General features: G+C 65.4%; 14 protein-coding genes. 9 read left to right on the top strand and 5 right to left on the bottom strand.

Features of this window, described 5'->3' with window-relative positions; all coding sequences use genetic code 11:
• The 7 genes from ACQR1B_RS27875 to ACQR1B_RS27845 all read left to right on the top strand — a co-directional run bounded on the left by ACQR1B_RS27875 (position 1) and on the right by ACQR1B_RS27845 (position 8,312).
• Positions 1–984 carry an ABC transporter ATP-binding protein gene (locus tag ACQR1B_RS27875; protein ID WP_434835679.1) on the top strand — a complete coding sequence of 328 codons (984 nt, stop codon included), beginning with the start codon at positions 1–3 and terminating at the stop codon, positions 982–984.
• The gene (locus ACQR1B_RS27870) at positions 981–1,976 is read left to right on the top strand and encodes an ABC transporter ATP-binding protein (RefSeq protein ID WP_434835680.1); all 996 of its coding nucleotides are present in this window, start codon (positions 981–983) and stop codon (positions 1,974–1,976) included. Before ACQR1B_RS27875 ends, ACQR1B_RS27870 begins: the two co-directional genes overlap by 4 nt.
• Before the next feature lie 45 nt (positions 1,977–2,021).
• Positions 2,022–3,824: a gamma-glutamyltransferase family protein gene (locus ACQR1B_RS27865; protein ID WP_434835681.1), complete on the top strand. Its 1,803-nt coding sequence runs from the start codon at positions 2,022–2,024 to the stop codon at positions 3,822–3,824.
• Between the two features lie 9 nt (positions 3,825–3,833).
• Positions 3,834–4,541, top strand: coding sequence for a DUF1028 domain-containing protein (locus ACQR1B_RS27860; protein WP_434835682.1), 708 nt, complete (start codon positions 3,834–3,836; stop codon positions 4,539–4,541).
• A gap of 232 nt (positions 4,542–4,773) precedes the next feature.
• Complete coding sequence (locus ACQR1B_RS27855) at positions 4,774–6,285, top strand: ABC transporter substrate-binding protein (RefSeq protein ID WP_434835683.1); 1,512 nt, start codon at positions 4,774–4,776, stop codon at positions 6,283–6,285.
• A gap of 190 nt (positions 6,286–6,475) precedes the next feature.
• Complete coding sequence (locus tag ACQR1B_RS27850) at positions 6,476–7,417, top strand: ABC transporter permease (RefSeq protein ID WP_434835684.1); 942 nt, start codon at positions 6,476–6,478, stop codon at positions 7,415–7,417.
• 1 nt (position 7,418) lies between these two features.
• Complete coding sequence (locus ACQR1B_RS27845) at positions 7,419–8,312, top strand: ABC transporter permease (protein WP_434835685.1); 894 nt, start codon at positions 7,419–7,421, stop codon at positions 8,310–8,312.
• Between the two features lie 82 nt (positions 8,313–8,394).
• Here the strand turns inward: ACQR1B_RS27845 and ACQR1B_RS27840 are convergent, their stop codons facing one another.
• From ACQR1B_RS27840 to ACQR1B_RS27830, 3 genes are all read right to left on the bottom strand, one after another.
• Positions 8,395–11,493 (bottom strand): MexW/MexI family multidrug efflux RND transporter permease subunit, encoded by a 3,099-nt coding sequence (locus ACQR1B_RS27840; RefSeq protein ID WP_434835686.1) that lies wholly within the window; start codon positions 11,491–11,493, stop codon positions 8,395–8,397.
• A gap of 84 nt (positions 11,494–11,577) precedes the next feature.
• Entirely contained in the window at positions 11,578–12,768 is a 1,191-nt protein-coding gene (locus ACQR1B_RS27835; protein WP_434835687.1) for an efflux RND transporter periplasmic adaptor subunit, read from the bottom strand.
• A gap of 1 nt (position 12,769) precedes the next feature.
• Positions 12,770–13,456, bottom strand: a complete 687-nt coding sequence (locus ACQR1B_RS27830; protein WP_434835688.1) for a TetR/AcrR family transcriptional regulator — start codon at positions 13,454–13,456, stop codon at positions 12,770–12,772.
• Between the two features lie 266 nt (positions 13,457–13,722).
• Between ACQR1B_RS27830 and ACQR1B_RS27825 the strand changes: the two genes are divergently transcribed.
• Positions 13,723–14,943: a cytochrome P450 gene (locus tag ACQR1B_RS27825; protein ID WP_434835689.1), complete on the top strand. Its 1,221-nt coding sequence runs from the start codon at positions 13,723–13,725 to the stop codon at positions 14,941–14,943.
• A gap of 129 nt (positions 14,944–15,072) precedes the next feature.
• Here the strand turns inward: ACQR1B_RS27825 and ACQR1B_RS27820 are convergent, their stop codons facing one another.
• Positions 15,073–15,984, bottom strand: coding sequence for a DMT family transporter (locus ACQR1B_RS27820; protein WP_434835690.1), 912 nt, complete (start codon positions 15,982–15,984; stop codon positions 15,073–15,075).
• A gap of 116 nt (positions 15,985–16,100) precedes the next feature.
• Here ACQR1B_RS27820 and ACQR1B_RS27815 point away from each other — a divergent pair, with 116 nt between their 5' ends.
• The gene (locus ACQR1B_RS27815; RefSeq protein WP_434835691.1) at positions 16,101–16,559 is read left to right on the top strand and encodes a winged helix-turn-helix transcriptional regulator; all 459 of its coding nucleotides are present in this window, start codon (positions 16,101–16,103) and stop codon (positions 16,557–16,559) included.
• Positions 16,560–17,592: 1,033 nt separating this feature from the next.
• On the opposite strand, the gene ACQR1B_RS27810 is transcribed toward ACQR1B_RS27815, so the two are convergent.
• Positions 17,593–18,558, bottom strand: a complete 966-nt coding sequence (locus ACQR1B_RS27810; RefSeq protein ID WP_434835706.1) for an NAD(P)H-binding protein — start codon at positions 18,556–18,558, stop codon at positions 17,593–17,595.
• Positions 18,559–18,964: the final 406 nt, after the last annotated feature.

The raw sequence follows: 18,964 nt of genomic DNA, 5'->3' as shown, positions 1-18,964 counted from the left end.
ATGACCGCCCCCGTTCTGTCCGTGCGCAACCTGCAGGTCGAGTTCGAGACCAGGCGCGGCACCCTGCGTGCGATCGACGGCGTCTCCTGGGACATCGCCAAGGGCGAGGTGCTCGGCGTCGTCGGCGAATCCGGGGCCGGCAAATCCGTCACCGGCCTTGCCGTGATCGGCCTGATCGATCGTCCGGGGCGCATCTCAGGCGGTGAGATTCTGCTGTCCGGCCTGCGCATCGACAATCTGCCGCCGGAAGAGATGCGCAAGGTGCGCGGCAAGCGCATCGGCATGATCTTCCAGGATCCGCTGACCTCGCTCAATCCGCTGTACCGCGTCGGCGACCAGATCATCGAGACCATCAAGACCCACACCAACCTGACCGACCAGCAGGCGCGCAAGCGCGCCATCGACCTGCTCGCCGAGGTCGGCATCCCCGCCCCCGAGAAACGCATCGACGGCTACCCGCACGAGTTCTCCGGCGGCATGCGCCAGCGCGTCGTGATCGCGCTCGCGCTCTGCGCCGAGCCGGAGCTGATCATCGCCGACGAGCCGACCACCGCGCTCGACGTCTCCGTGCAGGCGCAGATCATCTCGCTGATCAAGCGGCTCGGCCGCGAGCACGGCACCGCCGTGATGCTGGTGACCCACGACATGGGCGTGATCGCCGAGACCTGCGACCGCGTCGCCGTGATGTATGCCGGCCGCGTCGCCGAGATCGGGCCGGTGCAGGAGGTCATCAAGAACCCGCTGCACCCTTACGCCAAGGGACTGATGGGCGCGATCCCGACGCTCGCAGGCGAGGACAAGCGGCTGGTGCAGATCCCCGGCTCGATGCCGCGGCTGTCGGCCATTCCGCCGGGCTGCTCGTTCAATCCGCGTTGCAGCTTCGCCTTCGACCGCTGCCGCATCGACCGGCCGGAGCCGCTGCGCCAGGGCACGCAGGCGGTCGCCTGTCATTTGTATGACCGCGCGACGGAGACCGCCGCATGAGCGATTTCGTCGAGGTCAAAAATCTCCGCCGGGTGTTCGACGTCTCGAAACCCTGGCTCAACCGCGTGATCGAGCGTCAGCCGCAGGAGTTTCTGAAGGCTGTCGACGGCGTCAGCTTCGGCATCAAGAAGGGCGAGACGTTTGCACTGGTCGGCGAGTCCGGCTCGGGCAAGACGACGGTCGCGCGCATGGTGGTCGGGCTGCTGGCGCCGACCTCCGGCGAGGTCATCATCGACGGCGTGTCGATGAGCGAGGCGCGTCAGGCGCAGGTGCGGCGCAAGCTGCGCCGCCGCATCCAGATGGTGTTCCAGGACCCCTACGCCAGCCTCAACCCGCGCTTTCGCGTCGACTCCATCATCGCCGAGCCGATCCGCGCCTTCAACCTGATCGACGGCGAGCGCCAGATCAAGGACCGCGTCGGCGAACTGCTGACCCTCGTCGGCCTGCATCCGGACGACGGCCAGAAGTTTCCGCACGAATTCTCCGGCGGCCAGCGCCAGCGCATCGCGATCGCGCGCGCGCTCGCCTCGGAGGCCGAGTTCATCGTCTGCGACGAGCCGACCTCGGCGCTCGACGTTTCCGTGCAGGCGCAGATCCTCAATCTGATGCGCGACCTGCAGGACAAGTTCGGCCTGACCTATCTGTTCATCAGCCACAATCTCGCGGTCGTCCGCCACATGGCGAGCCGCATCGGCGTGATGTATCTCGGCCGCATCGTCGAGATCGCCGACGGCCGCACGCTGTTCAGCGATCCGCGCATGCCCTACACCAAGATGCTGCTCGGCGCGGTGCCGGACCTGTCGATGTCCGGCCGCCAGCGCATCCCGGTCAAGGGCGAGATTCCGAACCCGATCAACCCGCCCGCGGGCTGCACCTTCAATCCCCGCTGTCCCCTTGCCTTCGATCTCTGCCGCCAGCAGTCGCCCGAACTCATCGGCGGCGTGGCCTGTCACGCCGTGAACCAGCCTGCCGTCACAGCCGTTCCCGCGTAAGGTAACGAGTGATGCGGACGGACCGATCATCAGAATGAAAGTCACATGAGCTTCATCAACCCAGATCCTTTCACCACCCGCCCCGAGATCGACGGCACCTTCGGTGTCGTGACGTCGACGCATTGGCTCGCCACCGCCGTCGGCATGGCGATGCTGGAACGCGGCGGCAACGCCTTCGACGCCGGCGTCGCGGCGGCCTTCACCCTGCAGGTGGTCGAGCCGCATCTGAACGGCCCCGGCGGCGACGTGCCGATCATCCTGCACGACGTCAAGCGCGGACGTACCGAGGTGATCTGCGGCCAGGGCCCCGCCCCCGCTGGCGCCACCATCGCGCACTACAAGCGCGAAGGCCTGGACATGGTGCCCGGCACCGGCCTGCTCGCCGCCTGCGTGCCCGGCACCTTCGAGTCCTGGATGCTCTTGCTGCGCGACTACGGCACGATGCGGCTGCGCGACGTGCTGGAGCCTGCGATCGCCTATGCTCGCGACGGCTATCCGCTGGTCGAGCGCGTCTCGGCGACGATCCAGACCGTCGAGCAGCTGTTCAAGACGCACTGGCCGACGTCGGCCGCGCTCTATCTGCCCAATGGCGAGGTGCCGAGGCCGGGCACGCTGTTCACCAATCCAAAGCTCGCGGAGACCTACGCGCGCATCCTCGCCGAAGGCGAGAGCGCGGGCGGTGATCGTGACGCGCAGATCGAGCGCGCCCGCAAGGCGTGGTCGCAGGGCTTCGTCGCCGAGGCGATCGACCGCTTCTGCCGGACGCAGGAGGTGATGGACGTCTCGGGATCGCGCCACAAGGGCGTGCTCACGGCCGACGACATGGCGCGCTGGCAGCCGACCATCGAGGCGCCGCTCACTTACGACTACGGCCGCTACACTGTGTGCAAGGCCGGCGTCTGGAGCCAGGGCCCGGTGCTGCTGCAGCAGCTCGCGCTGCTGAAGGGTTTTGCGCTCGACGGCCTCGATCCGACGGGCCCGGATTTCATTCACTGGCAGATCGAAGCCGCCAAGCTCGCCTTTGCCGATCGCGAGGCGTTCTACGGCGATCCCGCCTTCGCCGACATCCCGATCCAGACGCTGCTGTCAGACGCCTACAATGACGAGCGGCGCAAGCTGATCACCGGCAAGGCCTCGCTCGAGCTTCGGCCCGGATCGATCGAAGGCTTCGGCGCCAAGGTCGAGCTGCGCCGGGCGGACGGCCACCGCGAGGCCGTGGGCGCAATGGGCTCGGGCGAGCCCACCGTCGGCCGCTTCGGCGAGGTGCGCGGCGACACCGTGCATTTCGACATCATCGATTCCCAGGGCAACATGATCTCGGCGACGCCCTCCGGCGGCTGGCTGCAGTCGTCGCCCGTCATCCCCGAGCTCGGCTTCTGTCTCGGCACGCGCGCGCAGATGTTCTGGCTGGAGGAGGATCACCCGGCCGCGCTGGTGCCCGGCAAGCGGCCGCGCACCACGCTGTCGCCGACCATGGCGCTGCGCGACGGCGAGCCTTACGTCGCTTGGGGCTCGCCCGGCGGCGACCAGCAGGACCAGTGGAACACGCAGTTCTTCCTGCGCCACGTCCATGCCGGCATGAACCTGCAGGAATCGATCGACGCTCCGGCCTGGCATTCTGAGCATTTCCCGATCTCGTTCTGGCCGCGCACCGCGCGCCCCGGCGTGCTCGTGGTCGAGGGCCGCGTGCCCAAGTCGACGATCGAGGAGCTGCGCCACCGCGGCCACATCGTCGAGGTCGGCCCCGACTGGTCGGAAGGCCGATTGACCGCGGCTTCGCGCGTCGGCCGCCGTCGCCGCGCCGCCGCCAATCCGCGGGGCATGCAGGGCTACGCCGCCGGACGATAAGGGCAAACGATGACCTGGTCGATCATTGCCAAGGACGATCGCAGCGGCCAGATCGGCATCGCCGTCGCCACGCGCTTCTTCGCCGTCGGCGCGCGCGTGCCGTACATCGTTGCCGGCCGCGGCGGCATCGCCACCCAGGCGCTGGTCAATCCCTACTACGGCATCGATGGTGCGACGCTGCTGCGCGACGGCCGGCATCCGCGCGACATCGTGCAACGGCTGACAGCGGCCGATCCCGGCCGCGAGAGCCGGCAGATCCATATCCTCGATCACACCGGGCAGATCGCGGCCCATACCGGCCGCGACTGCATCGACTGGTGCGGCCATCTGGAAGGCCAGGGCTTCTCGGTCGCCGGCAACATGCTGGCCGGCCCGCAGGTGCTGGACGAGACAGCCAACGCCTATGTTGCCAACAGCGGCCAGCCGTTGGCGCAGCGCCTGATCGCAGCGATGAACGCAGGCGAAGCAGCCGGCGGCGACAAACGCGGCAGACAATCGGCCGCGCTCCTGATCCATGGCACGGAGGAATGGTCCGAGCTCGATCTGCGCGTCGACGATCACGCCGATCCGCTCAGCGAACTCGCACGTCTCGAAGCCGTGAGCCGCAGGCATTGGGGCGTGTTCCGGCAGTTCATGCCGACGCGCGACAACCCGGCCGGGATCACCGATCGCGCCATCATCGATGCCGGCCTCGCCGCATCTGCCGGTCGGACATGATCACCCACATACGACCGTTCGCAATTCGAATGCCCATGCTCGAGGCAACGCATCGCCGCCTTTTGCAACACGAGTCCGCGCCATGACGACCGTCGCAGCCGCGACAGACTGCCCACGCGGAAGGACGGCATGACCTCGGGGTTGGTATGGATAGTGCAACGGCGGGATTCAAAGGCGCAGTGCATTTCGCACGGGCGTCAGGTGAAGGCTGCATTCGCGTGAGGAAGATATGATGAGGAATTGGCGTTCGGCCCTGGTTGCGGCCGCTTTCACGGTCTCGTTCGGCGCGGTCGCGCACGCGCAGACGACGCTGCGCGTCGGACTGGCCGAGGATCCCGACATGCTCGATCCCTCGCTGGGACGTACCTATGTCGGCCGCATCGTGTTCTCGGCCTTCTGCGACAAGCTGTTCGACATCGACGAGAAGCTGAACGTCGTGCCGCAGCTCGCGCTGTCGCATGAGACCTCGGCCGACGGCAAGGCGATGACGATCAAGCTGCGCCCCGGCGTCAAGTTCCACGATGGTGAACCGCTCGACGCCGAAGCCGCGAAATTCTCGATCGAGCGCCACATGACCATGCCCGGCTCGTTCCGAAAATCGGAACTCGCCAGCGTCGATCATGTCGAAATCGTCGATCCCCTGACCATCAAGCTGGTGCTCAAGACGCCGTTCGCGCCGCTGCTGTCGCAGCTCACCGACCGCTCGGGCATGATCATGTCGCCCAAGGCGGTGAAGGAGGCCGGCGACAAGTTCGGCCTGCATCCGGTCTGCGCCGGGCCGTACAAGTTCGTCGAGCGCGTGCAGCAGGACCGCATGGTGTTCGAGAAGTTCGCCGACTACTGGAACAAGGACAACGTCTTCATCGACAAGATCGTCTATCAGCCGATCGTCGATGCCACGGTGCGGCTCGCCAATCTGAAATCCGGCGGTCTCGACCTGGTCGACCGCGTGCTCGCCACCGACATCAAGGACGTGCGCGACGACAAGAACCTCGTGCTCGCCACCGCGCCGGAGCTTGGCTATCTCGGCCTCACCATCAACGTCGCCCGCGACAAGGCCAAGGGACCGCTCAGCCAGTCGGAGAAGGTGCGCCAGGCGCTCGACCTGTCGATCGATCGCGAGGCGCTGAACCAGGTCGTGTTCAACGGCGAGTTCACCGCCGGCAACCAGTGGGTGCCGCCGTTGCATCCCTATTATCAGAAGGCCTTTCCCGTCCGCCCGCGCGACGTCGCCAAGGCCAAGGCGCTGCTGAAGGAGGCCGGCGTCGCCACACCCGTCAGCGTCGACTACATGATCCCCAAGGGCGCGGAATACGAGGCGATCGCCCAGGTCGTCCAGTCGATGGCGAGCGAGGCCGGCTTCGACATCAAGATTCGCGTCGTCGAATTCGCCACCACCTTCAAGCAGGCGCAGGCCGGCGAATTCCAGATCTTCCAGATCAACTGGAGCGGCCGCATCGATCCCGACGGCAATTCCTACGTCTTCCTGCACAGCGGCGCGCCGCAGAACGACGGCGGCTATTCCAATCCCGAGGCCGACAAGGTCATGGAAGACGCCCGTGCCATCGCCGATCCGGCGCAGCGCAGCGCGCTCTACGAGAAGCTGACCAAGATCGTACTGAACGACGAGCCGATCATCTATCTGTTCCACCGCAAGCTGCTGTTCGCCCACACCAAGAAGCTCGAAGGCTACAAGCAACTGCCCGACGGCCTCGTGCGCGTGATCGGGCTCAAGCTGAAGTGAGCAGCCAGGTGGCCCCTCGAATATCCTGGCAATTAGTTGCTCCGTCATGCCCGGGCTCGTCCCGGGCATCCACGTCGTTCTCAGCACGCCGAACGACGGGGATGGCCGGGCCTTCGCTGCGCCGAAGCGGCTTCGGCCGCGCAGGCGGGACAAGCCCGGCCATGACGACTTGGAGATATGCGAGCGTATCATGCTGACCTTCCTCGCCAACCGCCTCGCACAGATCGTGCCGACGCTGTTCTTCGTGTCGATCCTGATTTTCTCGTTGCAGCAATTGCTGCCCGGCGACCCCGCACTCGTGATGGCGGGCGAAGAGCGCGACCCGGCCGTGATCGAGCAGATCCGTAAGCAGTACCGGCTCGATCAGCCGATCCCGGTGCAATACGCCTATTGGGCCAAGGGCGTGCTCACCGGCGATTTCGGCGAGTCGCTGCGCGTGAAGGTGCCGGTGCGCGATCTCATCGTGCAGAAGCTGCCCGTGACCCTGCAGCTTGGACTGATGGCGATCGTGATCGCCTTCCTGATCGGCATTCCCGCCGGGATCGTCTCGGCGGTCAAGCAGGGCACCGCGTGGGACTACGGTGCCAACCTGTTCGCGCTGTGGGGCATCTCGACGCCGAATTTCTGGCTCGGCATCATGTTGATCTTCCTGTTCTCGATCAAGCTCGGCTGGCTGCCCGCCTCCGGCTATGTGCCGCTGACGGAGGATTGGCGGGCCAGCCTTGCCGCCACCATCATGCCGGCCTTCGTGCTGGGCAACGCGATATCCGCGGTCCTGATGCGCCACACCAGGAGCGCGATGCTCCAGGTGCTGCACAGCGACTACATCCGCACCGCGCGCGCCAAGGGCATCTCCGAACGCCAGGTCATTCTCGGTCATGCCCTGCGCAACGCGCTGACGCCGGTGATCACGCTCGGCGCGCTCGAGCTCGGCACGCTGCTCTCGGGTGCGGTTCTAACCGAGCAGATCTTCTCCATTCCCGGCTTCGGCAAGCTGATCGTCGACGCCGTGTTCAACCGCGACTATGCCGTGGTGCAGGGCGTCGTGCTGGTGACGGCGACCGTCTACATCGTGCTCAATTTGCTCGCCGACATCGCCTACGTCCTCGTCAATCCGCGTCTGAGGAGCTGACATGGCCGAGACCATCCTGACAGCCCCTTCGCTCTCGCACGGCCTCTCCCCGCTCGAACACCCGGCGCAGCGCGCGCTGCGTCGCCTCGTCAAGCGAAGGAGCGCGATGATCGGGCTCGGCCTGATCGTGATCTTCATCCTGCTCGCGGTGTTTGCCCCGCTGATCGCGCCCTACGATCCCGTCGCCACGAGCTGGTCGCTGGTCCGCAAAGCCCCGTCGGCCGCGCACTGGTTCGGCACCGACGATCTCGGCCGCGACGTGCTGGCGCGCGTCATCTACGGCGCGCGCGCCTCGCTGATGGCCGGCGCGATCTCGGTCGTCATCGCGCTGTCGATCGGCGTGCCCATCGGCATGCTCTCCGGCTACCGTGGCGGCTTCGTCGACGCGCTGATCAGCCGCATCACCGATGCCATGCTGGCCTGCCCGTTCCTGATCCTGGCGATCGCGCTGGCCGCGTTCCTGGGGCCGAGCCTCGGCAACGCCATGATCGCGATCGGCATCACCGCGACGCCGATCTTCGTGCGGCTGACCCGGGGCGAGGTGATGACGGTCAAGGTCGAGGAATATGTCGAGGCGGCGCGCAGCCTCGGCGACTCCGATTGGAAGATCGCCGTCAAGCACATCCTGCCGAACATCATGCCGGCACTCCTGGTGCAGGCGACGCTGTCAGTCGCCGCCGCGATCATTGCCGAAGCTGCGCTCTCGTTCCTGGGGTTGGGCCAGCAGCCGCCGGCCCCATCCTGGGGAAGCATGCTCAACGCCGCCCAGCGCTTCCTCACCAATGCGCCATGGATGGCGATCTGGCCGGGACTCGCGATCTTCCTCGTCGTGCTGTCGCTGAACCTGCTGGGCGACGGCCTGCGCGACGCGCTCGATCCGCAGCAGGAGAAGTGAAGACCGGCTCGGCGGCTTCGCCCAAAACAAAACGGCGGCTGCAGGCGCAGCCGCCGTTGGTGTTTTTAAAACTGAGCCCGCCTCACGTCGCCTTCAGCGCGTGGTCGGTCTCGGCGTCGAACTGGGCGATCTCCTTGGCGCGCTGCGACTTGGCGGCGGCCTGGTGGTTGGTGGCGATGACGGTGTAGACGGCCGGCAGCACGAACAGCGTGAACAGCGTGCCGATCGACATGCCGGCGACGACGACGAGGCCGATCGAGAAGCGGCTGGCGGCACCGGCGCCGGATGCGGTCAGCAGCGGGATCAGGCCGGTGACCATCGCCGCCGTCGTCATCAGGATCGGCCGCAGACGGATGCGCGCCGACTTTTCGATCGCCGCACGGCGGTCGAGGCCCTCACTGAGCTGCAGCTCATTGGCGAACTCCACCATCAGGATGCCGTGCTTGGTGATCAGCCCGACCAGGGTCAGGAGGCCGACCTGGGTGTAGATGTTCATCGTCGCCACGCCGAAGAACAGCGGGATCAGCGCGCCGACGATCGCCATGGGCACACTGATCATGATCACCAGCGGATCGCGCAGGCTCTCGAACTGAGCCGCCAGCACCAGGAAGATGATGATCAGCGCGAAGCCGAAGGTGATGGCGAGCTGGTTGCCTTCCTGGACGTATTGGCGGGCATCGGCGAGATAGTCGTGGCTGAAGCCGGCCGGCAGGTTCTTGGCTTCCTTCTCGAGGAAGTCGACCGCCTGCCCGACCGTGACGCCCGGCATCGGCACCGCCGAGAAGGTCGCCGAATTGAGCTGGTTGTAGTGCGTCAGCGAGTTCGGGTCGGTCGCGGTCTCGATGCTGACGACCGTCGACAGCGGCACCTGCTGGCCGGCCGCGGTCGCGACGTAGTAGCCGGACAGCGCTTCCGGCGACAGCCGCTTGTCGCGCGGCACCTGCGGGATCACCTGATAGGAGCGGCCCTCGAGGTTGAAGCGGTTGATGTAGTTGCCGCCGAGCAGCACGGCGAGCGTGTTGCCGACCGCCTGCATGGTGATGCCGAGATCGCTGGCCTTGCTGCGGTTGATCCAGACCCGCACCACCGGCTGGTTGAACTCGAGATCGCTGTCGCTGACGATGAACATGCCGCTCTTGCGCGCGGCATCCTTGAGCTTGGCCATCTGCTCGTAGACCGCCTGGAAGCCGTTGGTCGAGTTGATCACCATCTGCACCGGCAGGCCGCCTGGTCCGCCCGGCAGCGCCGGCAGATTGAAGGCGAAGGCCTGCACGCCCTCGATCTTGGAGAGCTCCGCCTGCACCAGCGGCTTCAGCTTGGTCGACGAGCGCGTGCGCTCGTCCCACGGCTTCAGCAGCATGCCGGCAATGCCGCCCTGCGGGCCGTTGATGCCGTTCAGCACGAAGGTGAGATCGGTTTCGGGAAACTTCTGGAACGCCTTGTTGAGCTTGTCGCCGTAGAAGTTGACGTAGTCGATGTTGGCGTATTTCGGAGCCTTGGTGATCGAGAACACGATGCCCTGATCCTCTTCCGGCGCCAGCTCCTTGGCGGTGTGCATGTAGAGGAAGCCGACGAGGCCCAGGATCGTCAGCGCGAACAGGCCCGTGATCGGACGATAGTCGAGCGAGCGATCGAGCTGCCGGCCATACCAGCGGGTCATCGCGCCGAACACGCGGTTGACGACGCGGGCGAAACGGCCCTCCTCCGCGCTGCGCAGCAAGACCGAGCACATCATCGGCGACAGCGTCAGCGCGATCACGCCGGAGACGATGACGGAGCCGGCGAGCGTGAAGGCGAATTCGCGGAACAGCGAGCCGGTGAGCCCGCCGAGGAAGCCGATCGGGGCGTAGACCGCGGCGAGCGTGATCGTCATCGAGATGACCGGGCCGACGATCTCGCGCGCGCCCTGTAGCGCCGCCTGGACCGGCGCCTTGCCCTCCTCCAGATGGCGGTGAATGTTCTCCACCACCACGATGGCGTCGTCGACCACGAGGCCGATCGCGAGCACCATGGCGAGCAGGGTCAGCAGATTGATGCTGAAGCCGAGCGCCAGCATCATCGTGCAGACGCCGATCAAGGACAGCGGAATGGTGACGACGGGAATGATGACCGAGCGCAGCGACGCCAGGAACAGGAAGATCACGACGATGACGATCAGGACGGCTTCGCCGAGCGTATGCTCGACCTCGTCGATCGAGGACTGGATGAACTTGGTGGAATCATAGGCCACCTTCATCTTCATCGACGGCGGCAGATTGCGCTCGAGGTCGGGGAACAGCGCGCGCACGCCCCTGACGATGTTGAGCGGGTTGCCCTGCGGCGTCGCGTCGACGCCGATGAAGATCGCGCGCTCGCCGCTGAAGGCCACGCTCGCGTCGGTGCTCTGCGCCGCGAGCTCGATGGTGGCGATGTCTTCCATCCGGACGAAACCGCCGTCCTTCGCCTTGACGATCATCCGCTTGAACTGGTTGACGTCGGTCAGGCCGGTATTGGTCGAGACGTTGGAGACGGTGAGATAGCCCTTGGATTGTCCGGCCGCGGACTGGAAGTTGTTGGCGGCGATCGCGGCCGCGACGTCGGCGGGCGACACGTTGCGGCCGGCCATCTTCTCCGGATTGAGCCAGATGCGCATCGCGAAGGTCTGGCCGCCGAGAATATTGGCGGCCGCGACGCCGTCGACCGTCGACAGCACCGGCTGCACCACGCGCGTCAGATAGTCCGAGATCGCCGATCCGGACAGCTCCTCGCTGGCGAAGCCGATATACATCACCGACGTGGTCTGGCCGGTGGTCTTGGTGACGATCGGGTCGTTGGATTCCTTCGGGATCAGATAGCGGACCGAATTGACCTTGGCGAGCACCTCGGTGAGCGCCTGGTTCGGATCGAAGTTGAGCTTGATGAAGACCTGGATCGTGCTGGTGCCCTGCACCGAGGACGAGGTGATGTAGTCGACGCCCTCGGCGGAGGCGACCGCCTGCTCCAGCGGGGTCGTGATGAAGCCCTGGATCAGGTCGGCGGAGGCGCCGGGATACACGGTCGTGACGTTGACGACCGTGTTCGACAGCTTCGGATATTGCCGGATCGGCAGCACGAAGGCGGCGCGCAGGCCCAGCAGGAGAATGAGCAGGCTGACCACGACCGACAGCACCGGACGCTTGATGAAGATATCGGTGAAACGCATCGCGGCAATCTCGTCAGCAGGAAGCGGGTGAAATCCGGGCGGGCCGCCGTATCCCGGCGGCCCGGCGATGGGTCGGAGGTTCGATCAGTAGCGCGGCGGCTTCGCCGGGATCGGCGGCGCCGGATCGGTCGAGATCGAGACCGCGGCACCGGACTGGATCTTCAGCTGGCCGACGGCGACGACCCGGTCGCCTTCCTTCAGGCCCTTCAGGATCACTGCGCGGCCATTGATGCGGTCGCCGGTCTGCACGTAGATGCGATCGGCCGTCAGCGCCGTCTTGCCGTCGTCGGCCTTCTTCTCGTTGATCACGAACACCGAGTCGCCATAGAGCGTGTAGTCGACGGCCGTCTCCGGCACCGTCAGCACCGGCGGCTTCTCCGGCAGCACCACGGTGGCGGTCGCGAACATGCCGGGCTTCAGGATGCGCTCCGGATTGGCGATCGTCGCCTGCACGCGGATGTTGCGGGTGTCGGTCGCGATCTGCGGCTCGATGGTCGTGATCTTGCCCTCGAACGTCCGCCCCGGATAGGCATCGACGCCGATGCGCACGGTCTGGCCGACCTTCAACTGACCGCTGTCCTTCTCGGTCACGGTGAAGTTGACCCACAATTGCGACAGGTCCGTCAGCGACACGATCTGCGTGCCGGCGGACAGATACTGGCCGACCTCGACCTTGCGGACGCCGAGATCGCCGTCGAACGGCGCGCGCACCAGCTTCTGCGCGATCAGGGCCTCGGTCTTGGCGATGCCGGCCTGGGCCTGGTCGTAGGCGGCCTGGGCCTGGTCGACGGTCGCCTGCGGGCCGAACTGGCGCGAGGCCAGCTGCTTGGCGCGGTCGAGCGACAGCTGCGCCACGGTCACCTGCGCCTTGAAGTTGGCGAGATCGGCCTGGTCCGGCGCATCATAGAGCTGGACCAGCGGCGCGCCCTGCTTCACGGTGGTGCCCGGGCTGAACATGATCTCGGTGATGCGGCCCGAGACGTCCGAGGTCACATTGACCTGATGGACGGCGGCGAGATCGCCGACGGCCGTCAGCAGGTTGGGCACATTCTCGGTCGTCGCGGTCGCCGCGCTGACGCTGATCGGCGGCGGCTTCATGTTGGCGAAGAACTGCGCGATCATCTTGTCGCGGAACATGTTGAACCACACCAGGCCGCCGACCAGCGCCGCGAGCAAGGCGCCGACGATGATGAACCACAGCACCGGGCGGGTGCGCTTGCGCGGCTTGTCGTCGATCGGCTTTCCAGAGAGCTTGGGTTCGGTCGCAATGTTCATGTCATGCACTTTCTGCCGTCGCCGGCCGGGCCGGGGGTTGCGACAATTCGTGGTCGAGATAGCACGTGATCGCGATATCGGTCAGTCCGAGACCGCGCAGGATGAACTCGCTGAGCTGGCGCTCCAGGTTCGCTCCGGTTCCATAGGACAGACACGGAGGTGATGGAAGCCGCGTCAGCGCGGCCATGAACACCGTGTGATGGGCGAACCAGAACAGATCGCGCGGCGCTGCCGCCAGCCGCACGGCGTCCCCGGAGGCGACGGCGCTCTCCAGGGAGAGAACGAATTTGGGGCCCATCAGATCATCGATCTTCGTATATAACAGACGTGCGAATTCGCCGTCGTCGAGATGGCTGCTGGCCATCAGCCGCAGCCGCTGCTCTTCCTCGTCATCGGGGCCGTCGGCGATGCCGAGAAAGTGGCGCACCATGGCGGCCACGATCTTGACCACGGTCGCGGTCGAAGGTTCCTGTCCGAGCAGCAGTTCGAAATCCGGATCGGCCTCGCATTCCTCGGTGAGGATCTCGGCATAGAGCGCAGCCTTCGACGGAAAATGCTTGAACAGCAGCGCTTCCGAGATGGCCGCCGCCGCCGCGACACTCTTGGTCGTGGTGCCCGCATAGCCATGGCGCGCGAAGCAACGCTTGGCTGCACCGAGGATGAGTTGCCTCCGGAGGTCGCTTGTCATGCGCAAGGTGGACATCACTCGTGAGTAAATACTCACTTGATCTATGTCAAGAAATATGCCGCAACGCCGCGGCGTGCGCCGTCCAAGTCCCTGACCTGCAACGAAAAATTCGGCGGCGCCAGAGGCAACTTCATACCGCTCGACAAAGGCGGATCTGCGGCACGGCGGGCGCGGGCGCAGAGGCGCCCCGGCGGCGCATTTTCTTCTGCCGTTCGCCGTGCCACGGTCGCGCCGACAAGACCAAGAATTGGCCGGGAGGACCAGCGATGACCGACGACGCCGCGCTCGCCAGCGAGTTCGATCTCGAGAACCTCAGCCCGGCGTTCTACGCCGACCCCTACCCGACCTACCGCGCGCTCCGCCAGCATGCGCCGGTCAAGCGCCTGCGCAACGGCTCGTATTTTCTCACCCGCTATGACGATCTCGTCACCGCCTACAAGGGGACGAAGGCGTTCTCATCGGACAAGACGCGCGAATTCGCCCCCAAATACGGCGCCTCGCCGCTCTACGAGCACCATACGACCAGCCTCGTCTTCAACGATCCCCCGGCACATACGCGTGTCAGGCGCCTGATCATGGGCGCGCTGTCGCCGCGGGCGATCGCCGAAATGGAGCCTGCGATCATCGCGCTGGTCGAGGGCCTGCTGGAGCGGATCGCGGAGAAAGGCCACTTCGATCTGATCGAGGATTTCGCCGCGGCGATTCCGATCGAGGTGATCGGCAACCTGCTCGGCGTGCCGCATGACGAGCGGGCCCCCTTGCGCGACTGGTCGCTCGCCATCCTCGGCGCGCTCGAACCGGTGCTGTCACCAGCGCAATTAGACCGCGGCAACCGGGCCGTCGCGGAGTTCCTCGCCTATCTCGAAGGCCTCGTCGCCCGCCGTCGCGCCACGCCCGGCAACCCGGAACGCGACGTGCTGACGCGGCTGATCCAAGGCGAATCCAACGGCGAGCGGCTGAGCGAAACGGAGCTGCTGCACAACTGCATCTTCCTGCTCAATGCCGGCCACGAGACCACGACCAATCTGATCGGCAACGGCCTCGTCCTGCTGTGCCAGCATCCGGCCGAACGGCGAAAGCTGATCGAGGCGCCCGCCCTGATCCGCACCGCCGTCGAGGAGATCCTGCGCTACGAGAGCTCGAACCAGCTCGGCAACCGCATGACGACCGAGCCGGTCGAGCTCGGCGGCGTGACGCTGGACGCCGGCACCTCCATCACCCTGTGCATCGGCGCCGCCAACCGCGACCCCGCCCAGTTCGACGACCCCGAACGCTTCGACATCACCCGCCTCGCCAACCGCCACCTCGCCTTCGGCACCGGCGCCCATCAATGCGCGGGAATGGCGCTGGCCAGGCTGGAGGGGGCGGTGGCGATCGCGCGGTTCGTGAGGCGGTTTCCGGACTATCAGCTGGATGGCGCGCCGGTGCGCGGCGGCAGGGTGAGGTTTCGCGGGTTTATGAGCGCGCCCTGTGCGCTTGATATCTGAAAGGTGATGATCTCGGCCCAAAAGCGGGAGGCGTCCACGTAACGCCGACCTGTCCACTTGGCCCGCGTCCGACACGACGTCGAGAAGATCGATAGACGTCGATGGTGAAGCGGCTGGCGTCACATCCAACTACGTCTTTGCGGTCGCTGAATTTGTCCATGCCGAGTGCAGACCACTGCCGACCAGAATGCCGACCAGCACGAGCATCATCCCGACCACCAGTTCGAGCGTCAGCCGTTCTCCCAGAAGGGCAATACCAAGCACCATCGCAGTGATCGGATTGAGCGTCAGATACAGCGTGGTCGTGGTTGGCGGCAGCCAGCGCAAGGCCCACATGTAGAGCGAGAACTGCAGTGCGCCGGCAACGGATCCGAGAAACAGGATCGCCATCCAGCCTCTAAAGCTGAAGACGGGAAGTACAGCGCCAGCGCCCTTCACGACAACAAAGGGGGCCAGGGCTGTCACAGCAAACGCCATAGCCAACGCCGTGACGAACAGAGGCCCATGCCGCATCAATGTCGAACGGCCGAACACGGAGGAAATCGCCGCGCATAGACCGCTCAGCAGCATGAGGCCGTCGCCGGCGAGATAACTGCCATCGCTCCGCGCGAATGCCGCCGCGCCGAAGGCGACGGCAATTCCGGAAAATGCAAGCAGCACACCCATGGCTTTGGAGGCCTTCAGTCGCTCGCGCCCGAAGGCGGTTGCCACAAGCAATGTCTGGATCGGAATCGTTGCCAGGCCGACCGCACCACGGGCGGCCGGATTGTATTGAAGCGCCGCGTTGAAAGTCCAAGGAAACAAGACAAAGAACAGAATGCCAAAGCCTGCGATCTTTCCATACGCGATGGCATCGAGACCTGCTCGTGGCCAGAGCATCGGCAGGATCGGGGCAAAGCAGATGACCGAGATCAGGTAGCGGTAGAAGACCAGCGAGATTGGGTCCGTTTCACCAATCACGAACCGCGTTGCCACGACCGCCGTACCGGCACTGAGAGCAGCCGCGGCAGCTGCCGCATGAGCTGCGAGACTTTTGTTCATGACACATACTCCGTCCTCCGGGCGCGACGAATGCCGCAGTCACTTTCATATTGAAAGTGACAATAGGCGAGACACTTTAAAAACGCAAGTATCTACGTTATTCTGGGATTTGGCACGTGACGCCAGTCGATCCAAACCGGTTGGATGAAGAAAACATGGCGGTGAACAAAAGTGATTTCCGGTCGACGTGCTCGATTGCGCGGACGCTGGACATCGTTGGGGACAAGTGGACGCTGCTGATCGTTCGCGATCTGATGTGGCACGGAAAGCATACGTTCGGTGCGCTTCAGGATAGCAAAGAACGTGTGCCGACCAACATCTTGTCGGAGCGCCTGAAACGACTCGAGGAATGGGGCCTGGTGCTCCGCGAGCCGTACCAGCAAAAGCCCGTCCGCTACGCCTACCATCTCACCGAAAAGGGAAAATCCCTGGAGCCGCTGTTAGTCCAGATCATGTCATGGGGACACGAGCGGCTGGGTGGCGGAAGGTATGACCCTGCAACTGGCAAGCATTGGAGACCCGGAACGGATTCAAAGTCGACGGGTTGTGAGAGCAAGTCAGCCAATGACAAGTAAGACGGATTGGCTTGCTACCTCGTGTAGCAGTCAATCCGGCGCAGACTGTCAACCCGTACCCGACGGGCAAATCACATGCACACATTTGTCGGCGCATGAACGCTATCCGCCGGCCACGACCGCCGATCACGGGATGATCGGCGACCAGCCGGCCTGCGCCGAAGAACCCATTTTGCCAGCCCTCTCCAACACATCAACCTATTCAGCTCCTGGCGAGAAAAATCTACTTTCGTTTTATCTGAAATTATGATTTTATACTCCCGTCCCGTCTCACAAGAGGGGCGCTTCGCGGTCGTCACGAACGTCGAGTGCGGGATGCGTGCTGCGCGTGGCTCATGCTGCGCGGACGAACGGCAGCGATGCGCACAGTCAAGTCGCGTGGTCCTGACACCCCGACGCTGGTGTCACGCCCGTGCCGGCGCTCACGCGCCGCACAGGCAACGGTGGCCAGAAAGCCCGGCGCACCGGGGAGAGCGCGAAGCAGCCGTTCAACCATCGCGCGGGGAATGCCGGGTGTTCTCGGCTGAACCTGTGGTTCCTGCCGCCTGCATTTTTTTAGCAGGCGGGCCATGGGTGCGGCCAGCGCCCGGCATTCCCTGTGCCCTCTCTCAGGAGGGGGCAGGAGAACAGCAAAGCTCGGACGCGACAACGCGCCGCGAGATGGCGAACGCATGTCTCTAGCACCTCATCGCAGATGTTGCCGCGCTGATCACAACTCTCACCATCGTCATTGCGAGCGAAGCGAAGCAATCCAGGGCCGCGCACACGACTCTGGATTGCTTCGTCGCTTGCGCTCCTCGCAACGACGGCGGGGTGATCGGGTACGAATAAAGAGGAGCGCGCTCCGAGTGAGTCCGTCAATGAGTTACTCCGTCATGCCCGGGCTTGACCCGGGCATCCACGCCTTTCTTTCCCGGCCAAACAGACGTGGATGGCCGGGACAGGCCCGGCCATGACGACGTGGAAACAGACGGGCACCAAGGAAAGATCGCCATATGCGATTGCCCTCGCAATGACGGGGAGAGATCGGGGCTCAAAACACCGCGTGGTCGCCGCGTTCGGCCTGGGCCTCGCCGCGAATGAGCTGCGCGTAGTAGTCGAACAAGGAGTCGGAGCCGGTCGACGGCGTGGCGTCGGCGTCGTAGCGGCCGGTCGTGGGGTTCAGCACCAGCATGGACTCGGTCGCGTAGTAGCGGCCGATCCTGGCGAGCTCCGCCTTGTCGGCAAGCCGCGGCACGATCCACCCGGCCATGCTGAGCCCTGCGATGATGCCGTCGAGCAGCGCCACCGGGACGCGCCGGATGTTCGGCTTGCGTCCGAGCAACGCGAACAGTCGCTCGCCCTGCTCGATCGGCGTGATCGCAGGCCCAGGGCCGCCGATCGGCAGCACCCGGTTCCAGCGGCGCTCGTCATCGAGGCATCCGGCCAGATAGGCGCCGAGGTCGTTGTCGCTGATCGGCTTGCACGCGGTCAGGCGGCCGTCGCCGAACACCAGGTAAGGCCGGCCCTGCTTGACCCGCGCGACCTGACCCGACAGCGACTTGAAGAAGGCGGTGGGCCGCACGATCGAATAGATCATGTCGTGCTCGACGAGATGCGTCTCGAACGAAAGCTTGGCCTGTTGGAAGGCCAGAAGCGGCTTCTGCACGCAGATGGCGGACAGCAGCACGAACTGGCCGACGCCCGCGTGTCGCGCCGCTTCGAGCACGTTGACATGCGCCTGATAGTCGATGGCCTGCGCATCGCGCGGCACGCCGGTCCGCGAGGCCATGCAGGACATGACAGCGTCGAACCGCTCGCCGCGAAAGCCGTCCTGCGCGAGCGAGACGGGGTCGGTGACGTCGCCCGTCCTGACGATGACGCCCGCAGGCAGCATGACGCCGTCCGCCGTCTCGCCTTGGGCTCGCGCCCGCGGGCGAACGAAGCACACCACCTCGTGGCCACGCGCGACGAGCGCACGCACGGTGGCGCGGCCGATCGTCCCGGTCGCGCCGAGCATGAAGACGCGGCGGGGATTGAACGCGGCGGCAGTATGATCAGATGGCGACATCATCGGCGGGAACGGAACGTTGAAAGACGACCCGACCTATACCACGTCCTACTGACCTCCGATGGAAACGGTTTGTCCTCGACCGCCCAACCAGCGACGATGAAGTTGCGCTGTCCCAGGCCTCATGGTTCGAGACGCGCCTGCAGCGCTCCTCACCATGAGGCGCCAGCTCCGAAACCGGCGCTGCACCTGGACCATGGACCGCGTGCTCATCGACAGGACCTGGCGCACTCAATTCGATTGACGGCGTCTCGATTGCCGACATTGCCGTCCCAACCAGCGGCCTTTGACCCTCACTCTGAGGAGCCTGCCAAAGGCAGGCGTCTCGAAGGGCGAGGCCCCTGGCCGCTCGGCT

Source organism: Bradyrhizobium oligotrophicum (assembly GCF_051168495.1).
Lineage (GTDB): Bacteria > Pseudomonadota > Alphaproteobacteria > Rhizobiales > Xanthobacteraceae > Bradyrhizobium > Bradyrhizobium oligotrophicum_A.
This window is presented reverse-complemented; position numbering and strand designations above follow the sequence as displayed.